Origin of the sequence: Flavobacterium frigoris PS1 (genome assembly GCF_000252125.1) — a bacterium.
Taxonomy (GTDB): Bacteria; Bacteroidota; Bacteroidia; order Flavobacteriales; family Flavobacteriaceae; genus Flavobacterium; species Flavobacterium frigoris_A.
Genome location: NZ_AHKF01000015.1, coordinates 1 through 22,121, shown reverse-complemented (window position 1 = coordinate 22,121; position 22,121 = coordinate 1). Strand labels below are relative to the sequence as shown.

The 22,121-nt window shown below is 34.7% G+C and carries 16 protein-coding genes, 1 tRNA gene and 1 pseudogene; 7 read left to right on the top strand and 11 right to left on the bottom strand.

The window, feature by feature from the left end; translation table 11 throughout:
* Positions 1-6: 6 nt before the first annotated feature.
* Positions 7-594 carry a riboflavin synthase gene (locus HJ01_RS05415; protein WP_007137312.1) on the top strand — a complete coding sequence of 196 codons (588 nt, stop codon included), beginning with the start codon at positions 7-9 and terminating at the stop codon, positions 592-594.
* 34 nt (positions 595-628) lie between these two features.
* Here the strand turns inward: HJ01_RS05415 and HJ01_RS05410 are convergent, their stop codons facing one another.
* From HJ01_RS05410 to mce, 3 genes are all read right to left on the bottom strand, one after another.
* On the bottom strand, positions 629-859 hold the full coding sequence (locus HJ01_RS05410; protein WP_007137311.1) for a hypothetical protein: 231 nt from the start codon (positions 857-859) through the stop codon (positions 629-631).
* A gap of 156 nt (positions 860-1,015) precedes the next feature.
* Positions 1,016-1,089: transfer RNA gene (locus tag HJ01_RS05405), tRNA-Ile, on the bottom strand.
* Positions 1,090-1,232: 143 nt separating this feature from the next.
* Positions 1,233-1,634 carry a methylmalonyl-CoA epimerase gene (gene mce / locus HJ01_RS05400; RefSeq protein WP_007137310.1) on the bottom strand — a complete coding sequence of 134 codons (402 nt, stop codon included), beginning with the start codon at positions 1,632-1,634 and terminating at the stop codon, positions 1,233-1,235.
* 215 nt (positions 1,635-1,849) lie between these two features.
* Here mce and HJ01_RS05395 point away from each other — a divergent pair, with 215 nt between their 5' ends.
* Entirely contained in the window at positions 1,850-3,514 is a 1,665-nt protein-coding gene (locus tag HJ01_RS05395; RefSeq protein WP_007137309.1) for an Ig-like domain-containing protein, read from the top strand.
* Here the strand turns inward: HJ01_RS05395 and HJ01_RS05390 are convergent.
* From HJ01_RS05390 to HJ01_RS05370, 4 genes are all read right to left on the bottom strand, one after another.
* Positions 3,511-4,278 carry an amidohydrolase gene (locus HJ01_RS05390; RefSeq protein WP_007137308.1) on the bottom strand — a complete coding sequence of 256 codons (768 nt, stop codon included), beginning with the start codon at positions 4,276-4,278 and terminating at the stop codon, positions 3,511-3,513. The genes HJ01_RS05395 and HJ01_RS05390 overlap by 4 nt on opposite strands.
* 669 nt (positions 4,279-4,947) lie before the next feature.
* Positions 4,948-5,694, bottom strand: a complete 747-nt coding sequence (locus tag HJ01_RS05380; protein WP_007137307.1) for a succinate dehydrogenase/fumarate reductase iron-sulfur subunit — start codon at positions 5,692-5,694, stop codon at positions 4,948-4,950.
* A gap of 83 nt (positions 5,695-5,777) precedes the next feature.
* Complete coding sequence (locus HJ01_RS05375) at positions 5,778-7,778, bottom strand: fumarate reductase/succinate dehydrogenase flavoprotein subunit (RefSeq protein ID WP_007137306.1); 2,001 nt, start codon at positions 7,776-7,778, stop codon at positions 5,778-5,780.
* A 12-nt stretch (positions 7,779-7,790) separates the two neighbouring features.
* The gene (locus tag HJ01_RS05370) at positions 7,791-8,456 is read right to left on the bottom strand and encodes a succinate dehydrogenase cytochrome b subunit (RefSeq protein WP_007137305.1); all 666 of its coding nucleotides are present in this window, start codon (positions 8,454-8,456) and stop codon (positions 7,791-7,793) included.
* A gap of 371 nt (positions 8,457-8,827) precedes the next feature.
* Between HJ01_RS05370 and HJ01_RS05365 the strand changes: the two genes are divergently transcribed.
* Positions 8,828-10,189, top strand: coding sequence for a hydroxymethylglutaryl-CoA synthase family protein (locus HJ01_RS05365; protein ID WP_007137304.1), 1,362 nt, complete (start codon positions 8,828-8,830; stop codon positions 10,187-10,189).
* A gap of 64 nt (positions 10,190-10,253) precedes the next feature.
* On the opposite strand, the gene HJ01_RS05360 is transcribed toward HJ01_RS05365, so the two are convergent.
* Positions 10,254-11,735: a helix-turn-helix domain-containing protein gene (locus tag HJ01_RS05360; RefSeq protein WP_007137303.1), complete on the bottom strand. Its 1,482-nt coding sequence runs from the start codon at positions 11,733-11,735 to the stop codon at positions 10,254-10,256.
* A 117-nt stretch (positions 11,736-11,852) separates the two neighbouring features.
* Here HJ01_RS05360 and aceB point away from each other — a divergent pair, with 117 nt between their 5' ends.
* The 3 genes from aceB (at position 11,853) to HJ01_RS05345 (ending at position 16,321) form a co-directional block, all read left to right on the top strand.
* The gene (aceB, locus tag HJ01_RS05355; RefSeq protein WP_007137302.1) at positions 11,853-13,454 is read left to right on the top strand and encodes a malate synthase A; all 1,602 of its coding nucleotides are present in this window, start codon (positions 11,853-11,855) and stop codon (positions 13,452-13,454) included.
* Positions 13,455-13,829: 375 nt separating this feature from the next.
* Positions 13,830-15,122, top strand: coding sequence for an aminopeptidase P family protein (locus HJ01_RS05350; protein WP_007137301.1), 1,293 nt, complete (start codon positions 13,830-13,832; stop codon positions 15,120-15,122).
* A gap of 398 nt (positions 15,123-15,520) precedes the next feature.
* Positions 15,521-16,321 (top strand): TIGR00266 family protein, encoded by an 801-nt coding sequence (locus HJ01_RS05345; RefSeq protein ID WP_007137300.1) that lies wholly within the window; start codon positions 15,521-15,523, stop codon positions 16,319-16,321.
* 135 nt (positions 16,322-16,456) lie between these two features.
* Here HJ01_RS05345 and HJ01_RS05340 read toward each other — a convergent pair whose 3' ends face one another.
* A complete protein-coding gene (locus HJ01_RS05340) occupies positions 16,457-17,665 on the bottom strand; it encodes an AbiH family protein (RefSeq protein WP_007137299.1) in 1,209 nt (402 codons plus the stop codon).
* A 191-nt stretch (positions 17,666-17,856) separates the two neighbouring features.
* Between HJ01_RS05340 and HJ01_RS05335 the strand changes: the two are divergent.
* Positions 17,857-18,645 (top strand): annotated as a pseudogene (locus tag HJ01_RS05335) (alpha/beta fold hydrolase); the annotation flags it as partial.
* 56 nt (positions 18,646-18,701) lie between these two features.
* On the opposite strand, the gene HJ01_RS05330 reads toward HJ01_RS05335, so the two are convergent.
* Positions 18,702-21,464 carry a PD-(D/E)XK nuclease family protein gene (locus HJ01_RS05330; RefSeq protein ID WP_007137297.1) on the bottom strand — a complete coding sequence of 921 codons (2,763 nt, stop codon included), beginning with the start codon at positions 21,462-21,464 and terminating at the stop codon, positions 18,702-18,704.
* A gap of 64 nt (positions 21,465-21,528) precedes the next feature.
* Positions 21,529-22,121: OmpA family protein (locus HJ01_RS05325; RefSeq protein ID WP_040473719.1), on the bottom strand; the 593-nt coding region annotated here is incomplete at its 5' end.

Genomic DNA, 22,121 nt, shown 5'->3' with positions numbered 1-22,121 from the left:
CAAGAAATGTTTACAGGAATCATAGAAACCCTTGGTACCATCCAAGAAATACAAAAAGAGAAAGACAACTTTCACATCACGATCGAATCATCAATAACTACAGAGCTCCAAATTGACCAAAGTGTCGCCCACAATGGAATCTGTCTAACTGTGGTCGCAATAAAAGACACTTTGTACACGGTAACGGCTATTGACGAAACAATTAAAAAAACAAATCTAGGAAACTGGCAGGTTGGCGACAGCGTCAATCTTGAGAGAGCCATGAAACTAGGCGATCGACTGGACGGACACATGGTACAAGGACATGTTGATCAAACCGGAACCTGCATTACCGCGAAAGAAACTGGCGGAAGTTGGCTTTACACCTTTGAATATGATGAAGCATCAAACAATCTTACCATTGAAAAAGGCTCAATTACCGTAAACGGCGTGAGTCTCACAGTAGTAGATTCTAAAAAAAATCAATTTAGCGTTGCCATCATCCCATACACATATGAGCATACTAACTTCAGCACCTTTGAAGTGGGCACTCAAATTAATTTGGAATTCGACGTTATTGGCAAATATGTTTCTAAATTATATTCAAACAAATAATACCTCTCGACCTTTTAAAATCAAAAAGCCCAATCTAGATTGGGCTTTTTAATTTTATGTTATTCTTATAAATGATATAAATTCCAAACAGTATTGCAATACTAAGTAAGACGAAAATATTCTCATCGACAGCCAAACCTGGCGGTGGCGGTGGCGGTGGCGGTGGTGGTGCCGGAGGCGGCGGGTCTGGACCATCTGCAAACGCAGACAACACCCCAAACAGGAAGAATGCTAAGAAATAATATTTGTTTTGTAAATCTTTCATTTGGAATCAAAAATAGCAAATTAACCGAGAAAAAAAAATCATTACAGCTAATTAGCCATTTAACCACGGTTATTTACATAAAGCTACGAATTTTAGCAGTGCTTGGTTTTATTTAAAAGCAAAAAACCCTTCAATTGCTTGAAAGGCTTGTAAAAGTGGTCCCACCTGGGCTCGAACCAGGGACCACCTGATTATGAGTCAGGTGCTCTAACCAGCTGAGCTATAGGACCGGTTAAGAGTTTGCAATATTACTACTATTTTTCGTTTACTCCAAATATTTTTCCACTAGATTTTTACTAAACAGCAATATTAAAATACTTGAAATCGAAAACTACTGATTATTAGATTTCTAAAATTATATTAACATCTAAAATTAATTTATTTCCTGACATAATTCTATCAACACTCCATTTGTACTTTTCGGATGCAGAAAAACAACCAGTTTGTTATCCGCGCCTTTTTTAGGGATTTCATTCAAGACAATGAAGCCTTCTTTCTGCAAACGCGCAATTTCCGACACGATATCTTCTACAGCAAAAGCGATATGATGAATTCCCTCCCCCTTTTTATCTATAAACTTAGCAATCGGACTATCAGGACTTGTGGCTGCTAAAAGTTCTATTTTATTAGGCCCACTTTTAAAAAACGAAGTCGCTACCCCTTCACTTTCTACCTGTTCAGATTTATAGGCAGGAGCACCAAACAATTTTTCGAAAATTAAATTTGAAACTGCTAAGTCTTTGACGGCAATTCCTATATGTTCTATTTTTTCCATTAGTTCTATTTAATTACAATTTAGTTTGAAATAAAAGTCAAATCACGTTTCTTTTTATCTCCAGCTTTTCGCTCGTGTAAATCTACATATTAAAATCTAAAAAATCAGACAAGCCATAAAAGCTAAACGAAGTTAATACCCATAATAAAACTGTAAAAAATTTCAATTCCATTAATTATAATTGTTATTTTGTACACTCTAACACATAATTTCATATGTTGAAAAACAATTTAAAATATATTTGCTTACTAGCACTTTTGGTCATAGTTAGCTGCGCCAAAAGGGGTACAATTACTGGTGGCCTAAAAGACACCCTTGCCCCTACATTAAAAATGAGTTTCCCTCAAAACTACAGCACCAATTTTAAAGGCGATGAAATCAAATTAGTATTCGATGAAAACATAAAGCTCAAAAACTTAAATAAGCAATTAATTATTTCTCCTCCCATGAAACAGGAGCCAATAATATCACCTACTGCAGCCAGCAAATTTTTGAACATAAAGATAAAGGACACGCTACAACCTAATACAACCTATAGTTTTAATTTTGGTCAAAGTATTGCTGATAATAATGAGGGAAATCCTTACAATCAGTTTAAATATGTTTTTTCAACGGGAGATTATATTGACTCTCTCTCTATAGGCGGAAGAATAAAGGACGCATACGAAAAAGAAGCAGATGCCTTTGTATCAGTAATGCTTTATGAGGTAAATGAAAAATACAATGACTCTATTGTTTTTAACGATTCTCCTCGCTATGTCACTAACACTTTAGATAGTTTAAAAACATTTAGATTAGAAAATCTAAAAGCGGGCAAATATCTTTTAGTGGCCATGAAGGACAAAAACAGTAATAACAAATTCAACCCTAAAGAAGACAAAATAGGATTCAGAAAGGAATTTATTAGCATTCCAAACGACACTGTTTATGAAATAGAGTTATTCAAGGAAACATTAGATTTTAGGTCATACAAGCCAAGTCAAGCCTCTGGAAACAGATTGCTGTTAGGTTACAATGGCAAACAAAACATAAAAGGAAACCAACCCACAATAGTCGTTAAAAATAATTCACAGAACCTAGAATCGATTATTACTCAAATGCCCAAAAAAGACTCTTTACAAATTTGGTTCAAGCCTTTGAAAGCAGATTCGTTAGCCATTAGTGTATCTAGAAAAAACTATATGCAAGACTATATTGTAAAAATTAAAGATCAAAAAAAGGACACTTTAAACATCAGTGCCTTGCAAAATGGAAACTTAAACTTCAGAGATCGTTTTACTCTTGAAACCGCAACTCCGCTAGTAAAGTTTGATGATTCAAAAATTAAAATAATCACTAAAGACAGTACCGAGATTTCTTTTAAAAGAGAATATGATGTTTTTAATCAAAAAGTTTATTTTGATTTTAAGAAAGAACCCAATCAAAAATACAGTTTTAACTTATTACCAGGTGCGTTAACTGATTTTTACGAGGAATCTAACGATAGCTTAAGCTATAAATTAACTACAAAAAACGAAGCCGAATTCGGAAATCTGCGCGTTCAATTACAAAATGTAAAATATTTCCCTGTAATTGTTGAACTCATTGATACAAAAGGAGAAGTGCTAGCTTCAGAATATACAGAAGAAAAAACAACAATTGATTTTAACCTAATCAATCCTACCCTCTACAGCCTGCGCATTATTTACGACGAAAACAAAAATAAGCAGTATGACTCTGGTAACTTTTTAGAAAAAAGACATTCTGAAGAGGTTGTTTATTTTTCTAAGGAAATAGATGTTCGTGCCAACTGGGATGTTGATCAGGTTTTTGATGTGAGCATTCCTTATACTCCAGAACCGAAAAAGAAAACAGAAGCCAACAAAAAACCTGGCTTTTAATTTATTACTTCAAAAGAATCTTTATCATTTAGAAAATTTAATTTTTTTCGAACATCAATTAATTTTGACTGGTCTAAGCTTGTAATAAAAACAGCTTCTGATTCAATTGGAGCTACTAAATATTCTCCTAAGCCATCAACAACCTGTGAGTGACCTACATATTTATAACCATTACTATCTTCACCTATTCTATTAACGCCAATAGTAAAACTCATATTCTCAATGGCACGGGCTGCTAGTAAAGTATCCCAAGCTTTTATTCTTATTTCAGGCCAACTTGCCACATAAATCAATAAATCATAATCCTCGACATTGCGAGAGTAAACCGGGAATCGCAGGTCATAACACACAAACGGACATATCTTCCAACCAAAGTACTCTACAATCAATTTTTGAATGCCTCTGGAGTAGACCTTATCTTCTCCCGCAAGCGTAAACAAATGCCTCTTATCATAATGCTGTATTTTGCCTGACGGAAAAACAAATAACATGCGGTTATAAAATTCAGTATTTTCTTCAATTACAACACTTCCTGTTATTGCGCAGTTTTTGGCTTTCGCCAAAGCTTGCATCCACAATACTGTTTTGCCATTCATAGTCTCAGCAACTTTAGCGGGCTCCATTGTAAAACCGGTAGTAAACATTTCTGGGAGCACAATTAGATTTACTTCCTCAGTAATTGAATTGATTTTTTCTTCAAAATAAGCTCTGTTTGCTTCTGGGTTTTCCCAAACTAATGCGGATTGAATTAAGGCTACTTTCATTTTATAAATTTACTAAAAAAATGGCACACAGATGATAGTGTGTTACTGTGAATTATTATTCTTGAAAATGGAATGCAGATGACACGGCTTGAACGGATTTAATAAAAACTACTAACTAGTTTTAAAATCTATTCTTCGAATTATTTTCGGGCACGGATTGCAGATTCGCGGAATCGGTATTTTTATTGACCGTTTTTGAAATTAGTTTATTCCCTTTTGTAATCCATAAAACAGGCCCAACAAAGGCAATTATTGATATAAGAATCCACGTTGTCTTTGAACCATTAAATTTATTTGTTGAAATAAGAAATATTGCTCTAAAAGTTGTAGTCATAGACCAAAAACATAAACCGATAAAAGATAATATTATTATTTGTTTCATTCAATTATTGAATTTGTTTAGCTTCCTATCCCATTGGTTTATCAAAAATAAAAAACTACAAATTACCACTGTACATTTTCTCTTTATTCTTTCCTCTACACTATCTCTTCTTTATTCTTTACTCTCTATTCTAAACTCTTTCTCTCGGGTGAGGGATAGCAGTGGAAATCCTTTTATGGAATAAAAGATTGCAACGCATAGCCCGACCGTAGGGCACCCCAAAAACAAAAAAACGCATCCAAATGAATGGATGCGTTTTTGATATATAATAAAATCTATTTCTAGAATTATCCTTTTAAGCTTGCTGACATATATTCTCTGTTCATACGAGCGATGTTCTCAAGAGAAATTCCTTTAGGACATTCAACCTCACAAGCTCCAGTGTTAGTACAATTACCAAAACCTTCAGCGTCCATCTGGTGTACCATGTTTAATACACGATCAGTCGCTTCGATTCTTCCTTGCGGTAATAATGCATACTGAGATACTTTTGCAGCTACGAACAGCATGGCTGATGAGTTTTTACAAGAAGCAACACAGGCACCACAACCGATACAAGTAGCCGCATCAAACGCATCATCAGCGTCTTGCTTGTTAATTGGGATTGTATTTGCATCGATCGTATTTCCTGAAGTATTTACTGAAATAAATCCTCCTGCATGTTGGATTCTATCAAAAGCACTTCTGTCAACTACTAAATCTTTTACTACTGGAAAAGCAGCTGCACGAAAAGGCTCGATTGTAATGGTATCCCCATCCTTGAACATACGCATGTGCAATTGGCAAGTAGTTACTTTTCTATCTGGACCGTGTGCTTCACCATTAATATACAAAGAACACATTCCGCAAATCCCTTCGCGACAATCGTGGTCAAATGCTACTGGCTCTCCACCTTTATTCATCAAGTCTTGATTAAACACGTCTAGCATTTCAAGGAATGACATATCTGGCTCAATTCCGTCAATTTGATAATCGACCATTGCTCCTTTATCTTGGGCGTTTTTCTGACGCCATATTTTTAATGTAAGTTTCATCTTTTTAAGTTTGAAAGTCTTAAAGTCGAAGGTCAAAAGTCCAATTTTAATGTGACTCTTAACTTTAAACTTTCGACAAATTACTATTTATAACTACGAGTTACCAATTTAACATTATCGAAAATTAATTCTTCTTTATGCAATACAGCATCACTTGGTTTCCCTTTGTATTCCCATGCAGCTACATAAGCAAAGTTCTCGTCATCACGCTGTGCTTCACCATCAGCAGATTGATATTCCTCACGGAAGTGACCTCCACAAGATTCATTACGATGCAATGCATCTTTAGCAAACAATTCTCCCAATTCTAAGAAATCCGCAACACGGGTCGCTTTTTCTAATTCTTGATTGAACCCCTTATCAGTTCCTGGAACCCTAACATCTTTATAAAACTCTTCACGTAAAGCAGCGATTTCTGTGATAGCTTCATTAAGACCCTTAGCGTTTCTAGCCATTCCAACTTTGTCCCACATAATTTTACCCAATCTTCTATGAAAGTGATCAACAGACTGTGTTCCGTTATTGTTCATGAATTTTTCGATCTGATCTTTCACTCCTTTTTCTGCAGCGGCAAATTCTGGCAAGTCAGTAGAAATTGGTCCCATTTTAATATCTGGCGACAAATAATCTCCGATAGTATAAGGCAATACAAAATATCCGTCAGCTAAACCTTGCATCAAGGCAGAAGCTCCAAGTCTGTTTGCTCCGTGATCAGAGAAGTTTGATTCACCAATAGAGAAACATCCCGGAATAGTCGTTTGTAAGTTATAATCAACCCAAGTTCCTCCCATTGTGTAATGTACCGCAGGATAAATCATCATAGGGGTTGCATATGGATTCTCATCCACAATTTTCTCATACATCTGAAATAAGTTACCGTATTTATTAGCTACTACATCAGTACCTAATTTGATAATTAATTCAGCATCTTTTTCGTCTAAACCTTTTATGTGTGCTTGTTCTTTTCCGTAACGTTGAATTGCCGCAGCAAAATCTAAGTATACAGCTTCACCAGTTTTATTAACTCCAAAACCAGCATCACATCTTTCTTTAGACGCACGAGAAGCTACATCACGAGGAACAAGGTTTCCAAATGCAGGATATCTTCTTTCCAAGTAATAATCGCGGTCTGCTTCAACAATCTGCGTTGGTTTTAATTTTCCTTCACGAATCGCTTTCGCATCTTCTAACTTTGCAGGCACCCAAATACGTCCATCATTACGAAGAGACTCCGACATCAAAGTTAATTTGGCCTGATGATCTCCAGATACTGGGATACAAGTTGGGTGAATTTGTGTGTAACAAGGATTCGCAAAAAACGCTCCTTTTTTATGTATTTTCCAAGCTGCAGTCGCGTTAGATCCCATAGCATTTGTAGACAAGAAGAAAACGTTACCGTATCCTCCTGAAGCTATTACAACCGCGTGCGCTGAATGTCTTTCGATCTCGCCTGTAATTAAGTTACGAGCAATAATTCCTCTTGCTTTTCCATCTACTATTACTAAATCTAGCATTTCGTGACGGTTGTGCATTGTTATTTTACCACGTCCTATTTGGCGATTCATTGCTGAATAAGCACCTAGCAGCAATTGTTGTCCTGTTTGTCCTTTAGCATAAAAAGTACGTGATACTAAAGTTCCTCCAAAAGATCGATTGTCAAGTAACCCACCATACTCACGCGCAAAAGGCACGCCTTGAGCTACGCACTGGTCAATAATATTAGTAGAGACTTCAGCCAAACGATGAACGTTTGCTTCGCGCGAGCGGTAATCTCCACCTTTTACAGTGTCATAAAATAACCTGAAAACAGAATCTCCGTCTCCCTGATAGTTTTTTGCAGCGTTGATTCCTCCTTGTGCAGCGATAGAGTGCGCGCGACGAGGCGAATCTTGAAAACAAAAAGCTTTTACGTTATATCCTAATTCTGCTAATGTTGCAGCAGCAGAACCTCCAGCTAATCCTGTTCCAACAACGATAACATCTAAGTTACGTTTGTTAGCCGGATTTACTAAATTAATATGATCTTTATAATCTGTCCATTTATCCGAAATTGGACCATTTGGAATTTTTGAGTCTAATGCCATTATAATTTAATATTAATGATTGAAATGATGAAATAATGCAATAAAAATAAATCCAAAAGGGACTACAAAAGCGAAAGCTATTCCGAAATTTTTTAACCCTTTAGAATATTTATTATTGAAACCTACCGATTGAAAAGAAGAACTAAATCCATGATTCAAGTGAACAGATAAAAGTACAAAAGACAAGCAGTACAATCCTGTACGAATAGGACTTTCAAACTTTTCAGCTAATTCATGAAAATATCTAGTTTCATCCAATGGATTAAACGCTACATACTTATAAACCATTTCCGGAACCCAGAAATCATAAAAGTGCAACCCTAAAAAAGCCAAAATTACCGAACCAGAAATAATCATATTTCTTGATGCCCATGAAGAATTTGCTCCGCCGTTATTTTTTGCATAAGCAATTGGTCTTGCGCTTCTATTTTTAAAATCTAAAACAAAACCCATAATAAAGTGAAAAACAACACCTACAATTAAAATAGGCTGAATTACAAATTGAACTAAAGGATTGTTTCCCATAAAATGAGAAATGGAATTAAATACGTCGGGACTAAACACCGAAGTCATATTGATGAAGAAGTGCTGTGCTAGAAACAACATCAGAAAAAGTCCTGAAAGCGCCATAGCAACTTTTTTAGCTATTGACGACTTCAATAATGCAGATTTTGCCATAAGATTTGAATAATTTGTTTTGAAAAATATGACAAAAATAAAGCAAATAGACTTGAACTACAACCTTTTCGTTGTTATTTATAATGATTTTAAAGTGTTTTAGCCAAAAAACTAATAAATCCTTAAAAAATAAGCTCTAACCCTTTATGCAACGGCAAGTTAGTTAAACAACTAACAAAAAAGTCTTAAAAACAGTTATGCAAAATGAGCAATATTAGCTACTCAAAAAGAACTGAAATTATCAATATTATAATTTCAACTGCCATTTTCCTATAAATTAACAAAAACACAAAACACAGACATTTTGTTCATTTAAAAAATTGTATTCTGACTGCGCGCTTCTAACTTTACAATTTCAAAAAAACAATAAAATGATAGTAGGAATTGATAGCATATCTTTTGATGTTGCCAAGATACATTTACCCATTAAAACTTTGGCGAAAGCCAGAAATATTGAGCCTGAAAAATTAGAAAAAGGCTTGGGATTAATCAAAATGACCCTTGCAGATTTACACCAAGACACCGTTGTTTTTGGCGCTAACGCTTTGACCAGATTAATTGAAGACAACAACATCGACCTTACTGAAATTGCCCGTATATACGTAGGTACTGAAAGCAGTATTGACAACTCAAAACCCATAAGCTCTTTTTTAATTGCACTAATGGAACAGCAATTTGGCGAAGACTCTTTATCCCAATGCGACGTAGTAGATTTTACTTTTGCCTGTATCGGTGGTGTTGATGCCATGCAAAACTGCATTGATTTTGTAAAGTTAAACCCAAGTAAAAAAGCGATCGTTGTCACTACAGATTTAGCGAAATACGATTTAAACTCAACTGGAGAATACACTCAAGGAGCCGGAGCATTAGCCATGCTTATTGCTGCCGACCCTAGAATCATAGCATTTGAAAACAATTGGGCCACCAGTACTAAAGGTGTTTTTGATTTCTTTAAACCCTACCGAACAATCTCAAAAGAAACCATCACCGGAAAGATTTCTAATGACGCTTGGTTTGACAACTTAGAATCGGAAATCGAAATACACAAGGAGCAACCTGTTTTTGACGGGCAATATTCCAATCAATGTTATATGGATCGCACCCGTGACGCCTATTTTTCATTCAAAAAATTAAAAGACACAGTGGGAACTGTTTACAACACTTGGGAAAGCATCATCATGCACCTACCTTATGCCTTTCAGGGACGCAGGATGCTGTCAGAGATATACACTCTGGATGCAGAAACGAAGACCATAAACGGAAACGAAGACCCTCAAGAATACCAAACTAAGCTTAAAGAGACAAGCAAGTCTAACGAATACAAGGATTTTGTAAACCAAAAATTAATGCCCGCGGAACTGGCTTCTTCTTTAATAGGAAACTTATACACGGGTTCAATTTTCATGGGGCTTCTTTCAACTTTAGCCTATTTTCATGATAATGACAGAGAAATAGCAGGAACAAAATTTGGCTTCCTAGCCTATGGAAGCGGATCTAAATCTAAAGTTTTTGAAGGTACAATTCAAAACGATTGGAAAAAAGCTATAGATGGCACCAATCTTTTTGAAACACTAGACAAAAGTTTTGAAATTGATTTTCACACCTACGAAAAACTACATAAAAAAGAACAAGCCAGCAGCGTAAAAAAACCGCACAAGGAATGGACTTTAGACCGCATAGAAAAAGATAATCCAAATTTATTGGGCGCACGATATTACAAATGGATAGAATAAAAACAGAAAAAACCTAGGTTGTAATTATTTACAACCTAGGTTTTTTTATCTAAAATACGTTTAATCAGCTAAACTTAGCCATGTATTTTTGAACAATTAAATCCGTATTTTCATTTCTAATTTTAAGATCTAATTGAATAGGAGGCGAAGCTCTCTCCTCGCAATTTTTGACAGCGCATGTTTCGCAAGTAACCCCTACAATTTGTTTTTTTATTGATTTATTGTCGATGAATTTAAATTTTTTCTTCATCCCTGGCGTAATCAAAATCCCAACAGAAATACTCCTCAAACAATCTTTTTTGAAAGGGTCTTCCGTCGCTGATGAAAACACCAAAAATTCATTACCACTATTTTCATAACGCGAAATTTGTGCGTCAAAAAAATGACTCTTATTGTGTTTTATAGATTCTACTATTGTTTTTACTGAAATCCATCTTCGACAGTAATGCTCATTCATTTCATTAGCATGTGGCTCCTGCTGATTAGTGATGTGCAACTCCTTTTTTATCTGATAGGTTTCTGCACCTATTTTATGAGACAAACGAAGAAAGAAGATGTTTTTTAATTGAAAGTCCTTTGGTAAAATATTAGTTAATCTTTGGTAAAAAGACTCTGGAGAAACATTAAACTGACTCATTAGCGCAATCATTTCTTGTGGCTTAGGATCCGTTTTAGCCATAAATAAATTAAGTTCACTCACCAATTGCTTTCTAGGAATCAACAACGCTCCGGCAAAATACGAAGCGTAAAAATTATTGAGAACCTCGTCAAAATTCTTGAACTTGATCCAACTAAAAGTATACAACCTTTCAGTAATTTCAAGGTAATTATAGGCGATTTCTTTTGCCAAAATAAATGCTTTTTGTTGCGAATCTATATCTACAGAAAGCAACAAAGTTTTACTTTTAGGTACATAGATAGACCTTAAATCACCCAATTCCTCTTGTTCAGAAAAAACAATCTCCTGAATAGTATATCCATATTCATCCGTCAGGACCGCAGTTAAGTCCTCGATAGAAATCTTAGTGTTTATATTTATCTGAAAAGCTTTCGAGAAATCTAATACTTTTTGCTCTAAATCCTCAAAATAGTTATTATGCGCCTCTTGATACGACCGCAGGGCAGCCAGGAAAAAACTTTCTCTGGTCAGATTATAATGCTGTGCAATCTCAATTATCGTACTTATAAAAGCATTTACTTTGGCTGGCGCATTTGCAATGATATCGATAAGATCGTTTTCCTGAATCCCAAAAATATCCAAGGGTATCTCTTTTAGAATCCCGGATTTTAAAATCTCCCCGATTGGCGCCAAATTATTATCCAACTTCAAAGAAACCATATGATCGTATGAAACTTCCAGCTTTTCTGCCAAAAGAATAATCTTATCCGTTTTGGGATATTTTTTCCCCTTTTCGATTTCATTCAAATAGGATTTAGAAAGCTCCGTTATTTTAGCCAAGCCAAATAAGGACAAATTCTTATTGGTCCGCGCTTGCTTGAGCTTTAGCCCAAAAATTAATTTGATATACTCTTTTTCTACGTTCATACATCAAAGATAGCTTAAAAAATAAAATTCGCAAAAAAAGTTTTATTAATTTCTAGCGTACGTTCGCTTGTTTAATAAAAAACTTTTCGTAACATTGTCTTGTAAAATAAACTAACCATGACACATCAAACCGAAATAACCGAACAAAACTTCGAGTTATCAGCTGAAACAACACGAAAATATCCAGAAATACTAACCGATAAGGCGATTGACTTTCTTACTGAACTGCATCAAAAATTCAACAACAAAAGACTTTTGTTATTGGAGGAAAGAAAAAAACAACAAGCCTCATTTGATTCTGGTATACTACCTTGTTTCCCAATCGAGACAAAAAGCATTAGAGATAGCAACTGGCGTGCAGCAGCAATTCCTAAAGATTTATTAGACAGAAGAGTCGAAATAACAGGATCTGTTGACAGAAAAATGGTAATTAACGCACTGAATTCTGGAGCCAAAACTTTTATGGCTGATTTTGAAGACAGCACTTCACCAACTTGGCATAACGTAATGAATGGCCAACAAAACTTAAAAGATGCAGTAAACAAAACCATCTCTTTAGAAGATCCACTAAAAAATAAGAAATACTCTTTAAATGAAAATACAGCAGTTTTAATTGTTCGCCCAAGAGGACTGCATTTACAAGAGAAAAATATTCTGATAGATTTAGAGCAAGCTTCGGGCTCCCTTACAGATTTTGGATTATATGCTTTTCATAATCACGAACAATTAATAAAAAACGGTACTGCACCCTATTTTTATCTACCAAAACTGGAGCATTATTTAGAAGCGAGATGGTGGAATGATGTATTTGAATTTACCCAAGAATATTTAGGAGAGCAAAACGGAACGTTTAAAGCCACTGTTTTAGTAGAAACCATAACGGCCAGTTTTCAACTCGACGAAATAATTTTTGAATTGAGAGACCATATTGTTGGCCTGAATTGCGGAAGATGGGATTATATTTTTTCTTACATTAAAAAATTAAGAAACAACCCCGATTTTATAGTACCAAATAGAGATCAGGTAAACATGACTACACCATTCATGAGTGCGTATTCACAACTGGTAATTCAACGTTGCCACAAAAGAAACATTCACGCTATAGGTGGTATGGCTGCACAGATTCCAATAAAAAATGACGAGCAAGCCAATACAATTGCATTCAATAAAGTGATTACCGACAAAGAAATAGAAGTTAGAAATGGACATGATGGAACCTGGGTAGCACATCCCGATTTGGTTCCACTAGCAATGCAAGTATTTGACAAAGAAATGCCTACAAAAAATCAGATTCATATAAAAAGAGCTGATTTGCAAATCACAGAAAGCGATTTACTAGAAGTGCCGAAAGGAACTGTTACCGAGGAAGGTGTCAGAAAAAATATCAGCATCTCAATTTTATATCTGTCTTCATGGCTCAGCGGACAAGGCGCAGTCGCAATACATCATTTAATGGAAGACGCAGCAACAGCGGAGATTTCGAGATCTCAATTGTGGCAGTGGCTACAGAACGAAGTCATATTGGACAATAATAAAGCCCTAACAAACAATTACTACCATAGATTGGCAATGGAAGAATTCGAAAAAATAAAAAAATTAGTTGGCGACGATAATCATCAAGAAGGAAAATACATTTTAGCTGAACAACTATTAGACATATTAGTTGTTAATCCAAATTTCATCGACTTTCTAACCATTGCTGGTTACAAATACATTTAAAAACCATTTAACTAAAAAACTATTGACGTCAAAATAAATGATAAAACCAGAGGACAAAGAGAATTAAATTACCGAAAAAACAGATTCAAAGCGGTTAAACACCAAGGTTTTGTAGACACCGCTTATTTTGACGCCATTCAAAATAAAATAACCGCTTGAGAATCTTAAAAAACTGCAATGAGAGACTCTAGAGAACTCACTCACTTTTAAATAAAATCAGCATTACTAATTCAATTGCATAACGCATTGGTTTAAAAAAACTCTTTTTAAGCTAATGCGTTTTTGTCGTTTTTTTACATAAAATTATCGAATTCATAAGCTGAAACGATTAAATCTTAGTATTTTTGAGGTATTAAACGTAAATCTTACATTGTTATGAAATACCATCAAATTGACCGTGACTTATTTATAAAAAATCGCTCCAAATTCATGGCTCAAATGAAGCCTAAAAGTGTTGCCGTTTTTAACTCAAATGATATTTATCCAATTAGCGCTGATAGCACAATGCCATTTGCACAGCACCGAGACATTTTTTACTTGAGCGGCGTAGATCAAGAGGAAAGCATCCTAGTACTCTTTCCTAACGCTCCGTACGAGAACCAAAGAGAAATGCTATTTTTAAAAGAAACAAATGATCATATTGCCGTTTGGGAAGGTGAAAAACTAACCAAAGAACGCGCTTTGTCTGTTTCTGGAATCAAGAATGTACACTGGTTACAAGATTTTGATAAAGTATTAAACGAAATGATGACCTATGCTGATACTATGTACATCAACACTAACGAACATTATCGCGCAGTAGTCGAAACTGAAACTCGCGAAGCTCGTTTTGTAAAAAAATGGAAAGAAAAATATCCAGCACACACAGTCGCAAAAAGCAACCCTATTCTGCAACGTATCCGTTCCGTAAAAGAAAGCGAAGAGTTAGATTTGATTCAGCAAGCCTGTGATATTACAGAAAAAGGATTCAGACGTATTTTATCTTTCGTGAAACCGAATGTGATGGAATATGAAATCGAAGCTGAATTCATCCACGAATTCACACGCAACCGTTCTAAAGGCTTTGCTTATACTCCAATTATTGCTTCTGGAAACAATGCCAATGTGCTGCATTACATTGAGAATAACCAACAATGTAAAGCGGGCGATTTAATTTTATTGGATGTCGGTGCTGAATATGCTAATTATTCAAGTGATATGACACGTACAATTCCCGTTTCCGGGAAATTCTCTGACAGACAAAAAGCAGTTTATAATGCGGTTTTGAATGTTAAAAAAGAAGCAACTAAAATGCTTGTTCCAGGGACACTTTGGAAACAATATCATATTGAAGTTGGCAAATTGATGACTTCAGAATTATTAGGTTTAGGACTGCTTGACAAAGCCGATGTTCAAAATGAAAATTCAGAATGGCCTGCTTATAAAAAATACTTCATGCACGGAACTTCTCACCACATGGGACTCGACACACATGATTACGGAATTCTTACAGAACCAATGCAAGCTAATATGGTTTTCACAGTAGAGCCCGGAATTTACATTCCTGCTGAAGGTTTCGGAATCCGTCTTGAAGATGATGTAGTGATTCAAGAAACGGGAGAACCGTTCAACTTGATGCGCAATATCCCAATCGAGATCGATGAAATTGAGAGTTTGATGAATTCCTAATTTAGAATAAACAGAAAAGAATAAAGACGGTTCGCAGCAATGTGAACCGTTTTTTTATGCTTTCTATTTTTTGGGCGCATCCCCGCTTCCGTAAACTTCAGTTCGGTCGGGCTATTCACTACAAGTCCGCGCCCCGTCTCGTCCTAAAAGACGAGACGGGGCTGTGGGCTTTTCGCTGCTATCCCTTGCGCAGAGTACCACAACGCATAAAATTTCCTAACAAATCCTAAAACAATCTTAAAATCGTAACTTTATACTACGACCAACGTCTTATTAAAAAAACACGAATTCTTTTACTAGAGATCGTATATGAATACCTTAAACCATCGCAGAATTTATAAAAAATAAATCTTGATCTTAATAAAACTTAATTCCTTAATGGTATAAAAAATAAAATTATGACAGCACACGAAATAGATTACCAGATTTTTGGCGAAGAAATGCAATATGTCGAGATCGAATTAGATCCGCAAGAAATCGTCATTGCCGAAGCAGGAAGTTTTATGATGATGGACAACAACATCCAGATGGAAACGATTTTTGGAGATGGTTCAGAACAAAAATCCGGAATCTTTGGCCAACTCTTAAATGCCGGAAAAAGAGTCCTTACAGGCGAAAGCTTATTCATGACTGCATTTATCAATCAAGCCAGTTCCAAAGGAAAAGTATCTTTTGCTTCTCCCTATCCTGGAAAAATCCTCCCTATCGATTTAACCGAATTTCAAGGAAAATTCATCTGCCAAAAAAGTTCGTTCCTTTGCGCCGCAAAAGGCGTATCTGTTGGAATCGAATTTTCTAAAAAAATGGGGCGCGGTCTTTTTGGCGGTGAAGGTTTTATCATGCAAAAAATTGAAGGAGACGGAATGGCATTTGTACATTCAGGAGGAACATTAGCCAAAAAAGAACTAAGAGCAGGCGAAGTACTAAAAGTAGACACCGGTTGTATTGTAGGATTTACAAAAGATGTAGATTATGATATCGAGTTCATTGGCGGAATAAAGAATTCTGTTTTTGGAGGTGAAGGTTTATTCTACGCTACACTTCGTGGTCCAGGAACCGTTTACGTACAATCTTTACCTTTCAGCCGACTAGCTGATAGAATAATCGCTTCAGCACCTAGAGCAGGAGGAAAAAGCCATGACGAAGGAAGTTTACTTGGCGGATTAGGAAATTTATTGGATGGTGATAATCGATTTTAACAGACAAGCCTTTGCCCCATACTTATCATCCCGACGAAGGAGCGATCTCACAAGTTTTTCAGATTATGTGATTTCTCCTGCGTCGAAATGACAAAATAACGACGACTTTCAGCAATGCAAGTCGTTTTGCTATTTTTAAATATAAATGCCAGTATTTCTTATATAGGTTTTCAAATTGAATTGATCATTTATATTTTTAATATTTAATTCAACAAAATAAAGACGACCAGTCTTATTCATTTCGATAATTACATTCTTGTCGATTACATTAAATAAATTTTTTAATTTATTTTCTCTATCATGAGCACTATGATAAAAAACACATATTTTAGAGGTTCCCCTTGTATCAAAATTAAGAAACTTAAAAAGGTCTTTAATATAGTCTTTATCCGATTCGTCTAAAGAATGCCCAATTATGTAAAAAATTGTTTCATTAAGTTTATTTGTTTCACTAATCGGTATTTTAACAAACTCTCTATTGGTGTTTTTCTGTGTTCTTTGATAATATTTAGCAAAATCATATGCTTTTACTTTTTTTACTTCTTCTGGAATATCACTGACTCCAAATACTAAATTTTGAACTTGATAATCATCATTACTTTCTCCATGCAAATAAACTACTTTCGATTTATCAACTTTATAAATTTTTTCTAATGTAGGGGTGTAATTGAATGTGTAAATCTCATTAATTAAATGAAAAGGAATAATCTGATCGCGTTTTGTATAATCATAAAACAACCCAACAATATCAACAAGATATTGATTGAAAATAACAATAAAACCTTCAAATGAAGTTGACAAGTCATGCAATACACCCCCTATCTTTACACCTCTTTTTCTCTTATCTAAATATTTCTCAGAAACACTGAATAATTCTTTGTCATCAAATTTATGCTCAATAATTCCAAATAAATTAAAATCAGGATAATTTATAGCCACATCTCTAAAATTATTAACTTTTTTAGATTGAGGGGTTTCTGATTTTATTAAAACAGATAATTGATTCAAAACATTTCCAACTTCAAGCTCAAAATCTATCCATGTATCAATCTCTAATACAGTAGAGAAATATTTATACCATAAATTATCTTTTAGCATCTCCTTTATTTTATTTACCTTATCATGCTTAAATAAAATATTTTCTACTTTATAATGATCTACGATTGCACTATAATCATTACTAGAATCTTTCTTAAATTCAAGCCCAAATAATTCATCAAAAGAAACTTCATTATTAAATTGACTATTTTCAATTGTTTTCATCACAGACATAAAATGCTGGTATTTTGTTGGCAAATGATGAAATAAATCAAATCCATTTCCTGTAATTAAAATCTTAGCCATATTAAAAGAATGCTTTTCTCAAATATAGTCTTTTCTCTTACATGAACTTCTACCCCACATATAGTTTAAACATACTTTTCTAAAAACTTACATGCCTTATATGTTTTAAAATCATCTCCCCTACTATCCTCAAAACTTACATGGTTTAAAAAAAATAAAGCCTTAATTTTGCAGTCGCTCAAAACGAAACAAAAAAAGTGAATAACATCCAATTCAAAAATACAAGCATTGCTTACACGGACACAGGTAAAGGAACTGCAATCGTTCTACTCCACGGTTTTCTAGAAAATCAAAAAATGTGGGACAATTACGTTGCGCCTTTTACTAAAAAAAACCGAGTAATCACCATCGACTTACTAGGTCATGGCGACACGGAATGTTTGGGGTATGTGCACACTATGGAGGATAATGCTGATGCAGTTCATGCCGTCTTAGCTGAATTACGCATCCGCAAAGCGATTCTCGTTGGTCATTCTATGGGTGGTTATGTGGCTTTGGCTTTCGCCGAATTGTATCCTGAAAATATAAAAGGTTTGGTTTTATTGAATTCTACCGCTAAAGCCGACAGTGACGAACGAAAAACAAACCGAGATCGTGCCATCAAAGCAGTAAAACAAAGTTACATCGGTTTTGTTAGTTTGGCCGTAGCCAATCTATTCAGCGAAAACAACCGAGAAAGACTTGTTGAAGAAATTGAAAATACAAAAAAAGAGGCCTTGAAAACACCACTTCAAGCCATTGTTGCTTCACTGGAAGGAATGAAAATAAGAGCTGATCGAGAAGTTTTATTGCATCTTACGCCTTATCAAAAAATGCTTGTCCTTGGCAAAAAAGATCCTATTCTGGACTACGAAGAAACTAAGGCACAAATTACAAACACCGAAGTAGAATTTGTCACTTTCCCCGATGGACACATGTCTTATATTGAAAATCAAGAAGAACTGACCAAAATATTATTGCAATTCTTTAAGAAGATATAATCAAATTACTTAGTACACTTAGCGAAATACCCTTGCATTCTTTGCTGTTAGAAAATCTATACTCTCTCCTCAAACGGAACGGCTTCATCCAAGATCTCATTTAAAAGCACAACAATTTGCTCGAGATAATTAGTCATTACTTCTTCGTTTATAATCATGTTTGCTTCTTTTTCTTCTTTAAAATTAAAGGGCAAGAACCCCAATTTTAAGTTTTTAAAAGAAATAATACCCGCTTCTATTGGTTTTGAATTTGATTTGGTTTCATACATATAAGCATAAGCCAAAACCTGAATAATTTTATCATTCTTGATTTCTTCTGTCAATCCTTTCCAGGTTTTCAAAGTTACACTTGCTTTCTCTACCTTACCGGTTTTATAATCAATAATTCGGATGGTTCCGTTGCGCTCTTCAATTCTGTCGACGTTCCCTTTTATCAAAACAGGAAACGGCAATCTTGGATGTGTCAAAGTCCTTTGGAAAGTTTCCTCTAAGGCAAGTATTTTAATCGCATCACCAGCTTTAATACTTTCTAATTCCACTTTTAGGAAATTGGAAACATTGCGTTTAGCAACTTCAAAAGCGAGTAAATTTCGTCCTTTTTTAATTTCCCCTTCTTTATAAACTGCTTTAAACTGCTTAAGAACCTCATCATCTATTTGCTTAAAGCAATTTTGAATATCTTGCTCAGCTATAAACTTACCTATAAAAGGTTCATACAGGACTTTTAAGGTTTCGTGAATAATAGTTCCTAAAGTATTCAAAGCAATATTCTCTTCTACTTCTTCCACTTCTCGAATTCTTAAAATCTTTTGGAAATAAAACTGAATCGGATTCCGAATATAACTTGTCAATGCCGAAGGCGAAAAACCAACAGATGCAATTTCTTTCAAACGAGTCATCACCGCTTCTGATTTCTCAATAACCATGGGTTTATAAGCTGTCTCTGGTAGCACAGCGTTATATATCTCGTGTGTCAAATTATGATTGGCCTGTTTTTCTACTTCAAGCTGTGTAATAAAACGACTTTTTTCTCCTGCATCTAGGCCTTCACTTTCGGTATTATATAATAAATAAATATTCTTGGCACGTTGCAACAAATGGTAAAAGTGATAAGTATATATCGCATCTTTCTCTTTAAAAGTGGGCAGTCCTAATTCGCGCTTCACATCATAAGGAATAAACGAATTCTGTGATTTACCCGCCGGAAACTTCCCTTCATTCATAGAAGTAACAATAACCGTATCAAAATCCAGCACCCTACTTTCTAGAACTCCCATTATTTGCAAACCATTAAGCGGCTCTCCTTCAAAAGAAACCTCAGCCAAGTCAATTACTTGCTTATAAATAGCATGTAAAGTATCTATCTTATCAATGTGTTCGTGCTGGGAATAATAATTAATCAGTTTATTGATGACTTTAAAAATGGCAAATACAAAGGCTTTTGTAATTTTCTCTTCTTCATTGTCATTGCTCAAATTATCTTTAATTCTTAACAATAACTTAGCTACCGTTTGCAAAACAGTAACCGAACCTTTTTCCCATTTTTCGAATAGTAAAAGAAACAAATCCGTAGGTTCTAAATTTAACTCCATCACCTTTTGATGAGTAATAAAAGTATAATTATTTTGATTAATAATATTCACCAAACCCGCCGTTTTCGCGTACGGCTCCACCAATGGATGCGTTAAAATATCCAAAACATCTTTGTAATACAACACATAACTCTTTGCGTTTCGAGATAAAGCATTGGTGTGCATCTTGAATAGTTTAGCAATTAGAATTTGAGCTGGATTATTTTTACTAGAATATCCCATGGTAATATTCAATGCCCCAACAGTTGATGGAAGTGAATATAGAAGCGGAACCAAAAGATTTTCTTCCCCTAAAACTACCGCAACCTTGTCTAAAGTTGTATCGGGATTATCCCTGATGATATTTTCAATAATACTACCGGTTATTTTAGCCTGACCAATGGTTTTTGGCGTACCAATGACTTGTATGTTTTTAGTGAGCGAAAAATCGTCTACAATCCATTCAAAATCAGTCGTTTTATAATGCTTCCAGTTGGCCTTAAATCGTCTTAAAAAAAGCCCTGCGTCGTGATACGGATCATTTAGAAAGGTTTGATCGGCGTCCCAATAAATTTTAGCCTTATCCGAAGCAATAAGATGTTGAATTATTTTTTCTTCAGAAGCATTTAAAGCATTAAAGCCAGCAAATACATACTGCTTATCAGTAACTGAGTTCGAAAAAGATATCAGATTATCTACTGCCTGTCTGTAAATTAATCCCTGATAACCAATTCCTTTTTTAAGCAAATGAGCGTATAAAGATTGATAGTAATTAGGTAATAACTTCCAAAAATCAATGTAATTCTCGAGTAGTTGGGTTTTATTCTCTACTTCGATTCCCCACTTTTTGATATCCTCAATGTCTTTTAGGTAAGACAACACATGTGTAGGATCTAATAAATAGCGGTCAATTTCATTGAAGTCTTGCAGCAATGTTTTTGCCCAATTAGCAAATAGCTCAAAAGATTGTTGATTTGACTTTTCTGTGACTGACAAATAGACTTCATAAAACTCAAAGAGTAATTCAATTGGATCAACGGAGCGTATGCCTGAAATATCCTGAATAAAATCCTCAATACTAATAATTTCAGGAGAAAGAATATTGTTCTCAACTTGCTTTTTTAGTGCTTCAATCAAAAATATTTTAGCTCTTTTATTTGGCAGTACCACTATCGTATTGGATAATTTGTCGGAGTAATTATCTACTAAAACCTGCGCAATCTTATCTAAAAAGGAAGTATTTGTCATTTCATAAAAATAAAAAAAACGCCTCGATTTATCGAGGCGTTTCTTATAAATATTTTAGAAAAATTTATTCTTTAATTAAAGAGATTTCAGTTCTTCTATTGTGTGCTTTTCCTGCAGCAGTTTTATTAGTGTCAATTGGTTTAGTTTCACCAAAACCAGTAGATTGTAATCTATCAGCTTTAATTCCATTTTCAATTAAGTAATTTTTAACTACTGCGGCTCTATTTTCAGATAAAGTCTGGTTCATTTCATTAGAACCATCACTATCAGTGTGACCTTCAATCAAGAATCTTGAATAAGGATACTCTTTCAAGATTTCAGTAATTGATACTAAAACTGGATAAGTTTGTTTTTTGAAAGTAGATTTTCCAGAATCAAACAAGATAGTTTTACTATACTCATTCAATTTCATCATAACTTCTTCAGATACTTCAGGACAACCTTTGTTTGCAACTGTTCCTTTAACTTCTGGACATTTGTCATCTTTATCTAAAACTCCATCTCCATCAGTATCTGGCCAAGGACAACCTGCGTTTTCTTTTGGACCTGCAACAGTAGGACATTTGTCATCTTTATCAGTAACTCCATCTCCATCAGCATCTGGACAACCTTTTAATGCAGCTAAACCAAATACATCTGGACAAGCATCATCTTTAT

Bases quoted from the DNA above. Each gene is read 5' to 3' on its own strand.
- HJ01_RS05390 (WP_007137308.1), bottom strand. From the start codon at position 4,278: ATGAAAGTAGCCTTAATTCAATCCGCATTAGTTTGGGAAAACCCAGAA.
- HJ01_RS05395 (WP_007137309.1), top strand. From the start codon at position 1,850: ATGTTGAAAAACAATTTAAAATATATTTGCTTACTAGCACTTTTGGTC.
- HJ01_RS05345 (WP_007137300.1), top strand. From the start codon at position 15,521: ATGACAGCACACGAAATAGATTACCAGATTTTTGGCGAAGAAATGCAA.
- HJ01_RS05360 (WP_007137303.1), bottom strand. From the start codon at position 11,735: ATGAACGTAGAAAAAGAGTATATCAAATTAATTTTTGGGCTAAAGCTC.
- HJ01_RS05375 (WP_007137306.1), bottom strand. From the start codon at position 7,778: ATGGCATTAGACTCAAAAATTCCAAATGGTCCAATTTCGGATAAATGG.
- HJ01_RS05380 (WP_007137307.1), bottom strand. From the start codon at position 5,694: ATGAAACTTACATTAAAAATATGGCGTCAGAAAAACGCCCAAGATAAA.
- HJ01_RS05410 (WP_007137311.1), bottom strand. From the start codon at position 859: ATGAAAGATTTACAAAACAAATATTATTTCTTAGCATTCTTCCTGTTT.
- HJ01_RS05365 (WP_007137304.1), top strand. From the start codon at position 8,828: ATGATAGTAGGAATTGATAGCATATCTTTTGATGTTGCCAAGATACAT.
- HJ01_RS05330 (WP_007137297.1), bottom strand. From the start codon at position 21,464: ATGACAAATACTTCCTTTTTAGATAAGATTGCGCAGGTTTTAGTAGAT.
- HJ01_RS05340 (WP_007137299.1), bottom strand. From the start codon at position 17,665: ATGGCTAAGATTTTAATTACAGGAAATGGATTTGATTTATTTCATCAT.
- HJ01_RS05370 (WP_007137305.1), bottom strand. From the start codon at position 8,456: ATGGCAAAATCTGCATTATTGAAGTCGTCAATAGCTAAAAAAGTTGCT.
- HJ01_RS05350 (WP_007137301.1), top strand. From the start codon at position 13,830: ATGAAATACCATCAAATTGACCGTGACTTATTTATAAAAAATCGCTCC.
- mce (WP_007137310.1), bottom strand. From the start codon at position 1,634: ATGGAAAAAATAGAACATATAGGAATTGCCGTCAAAGACTTAGCAGTT.
- HJ01_RS05415 (WP_007137312.1), top strand. From the start codon at position 7: ATGTTTACAGGAATCATAGAAACCCTTGGTACCATCCAAGAAATACAA.
- aceB (WP_007137302.1), top strand. From the start codon at position 11,853: ATGACACATCAAACCGAAATAACCGAACAAAACTTCGAGTTATCAGCT.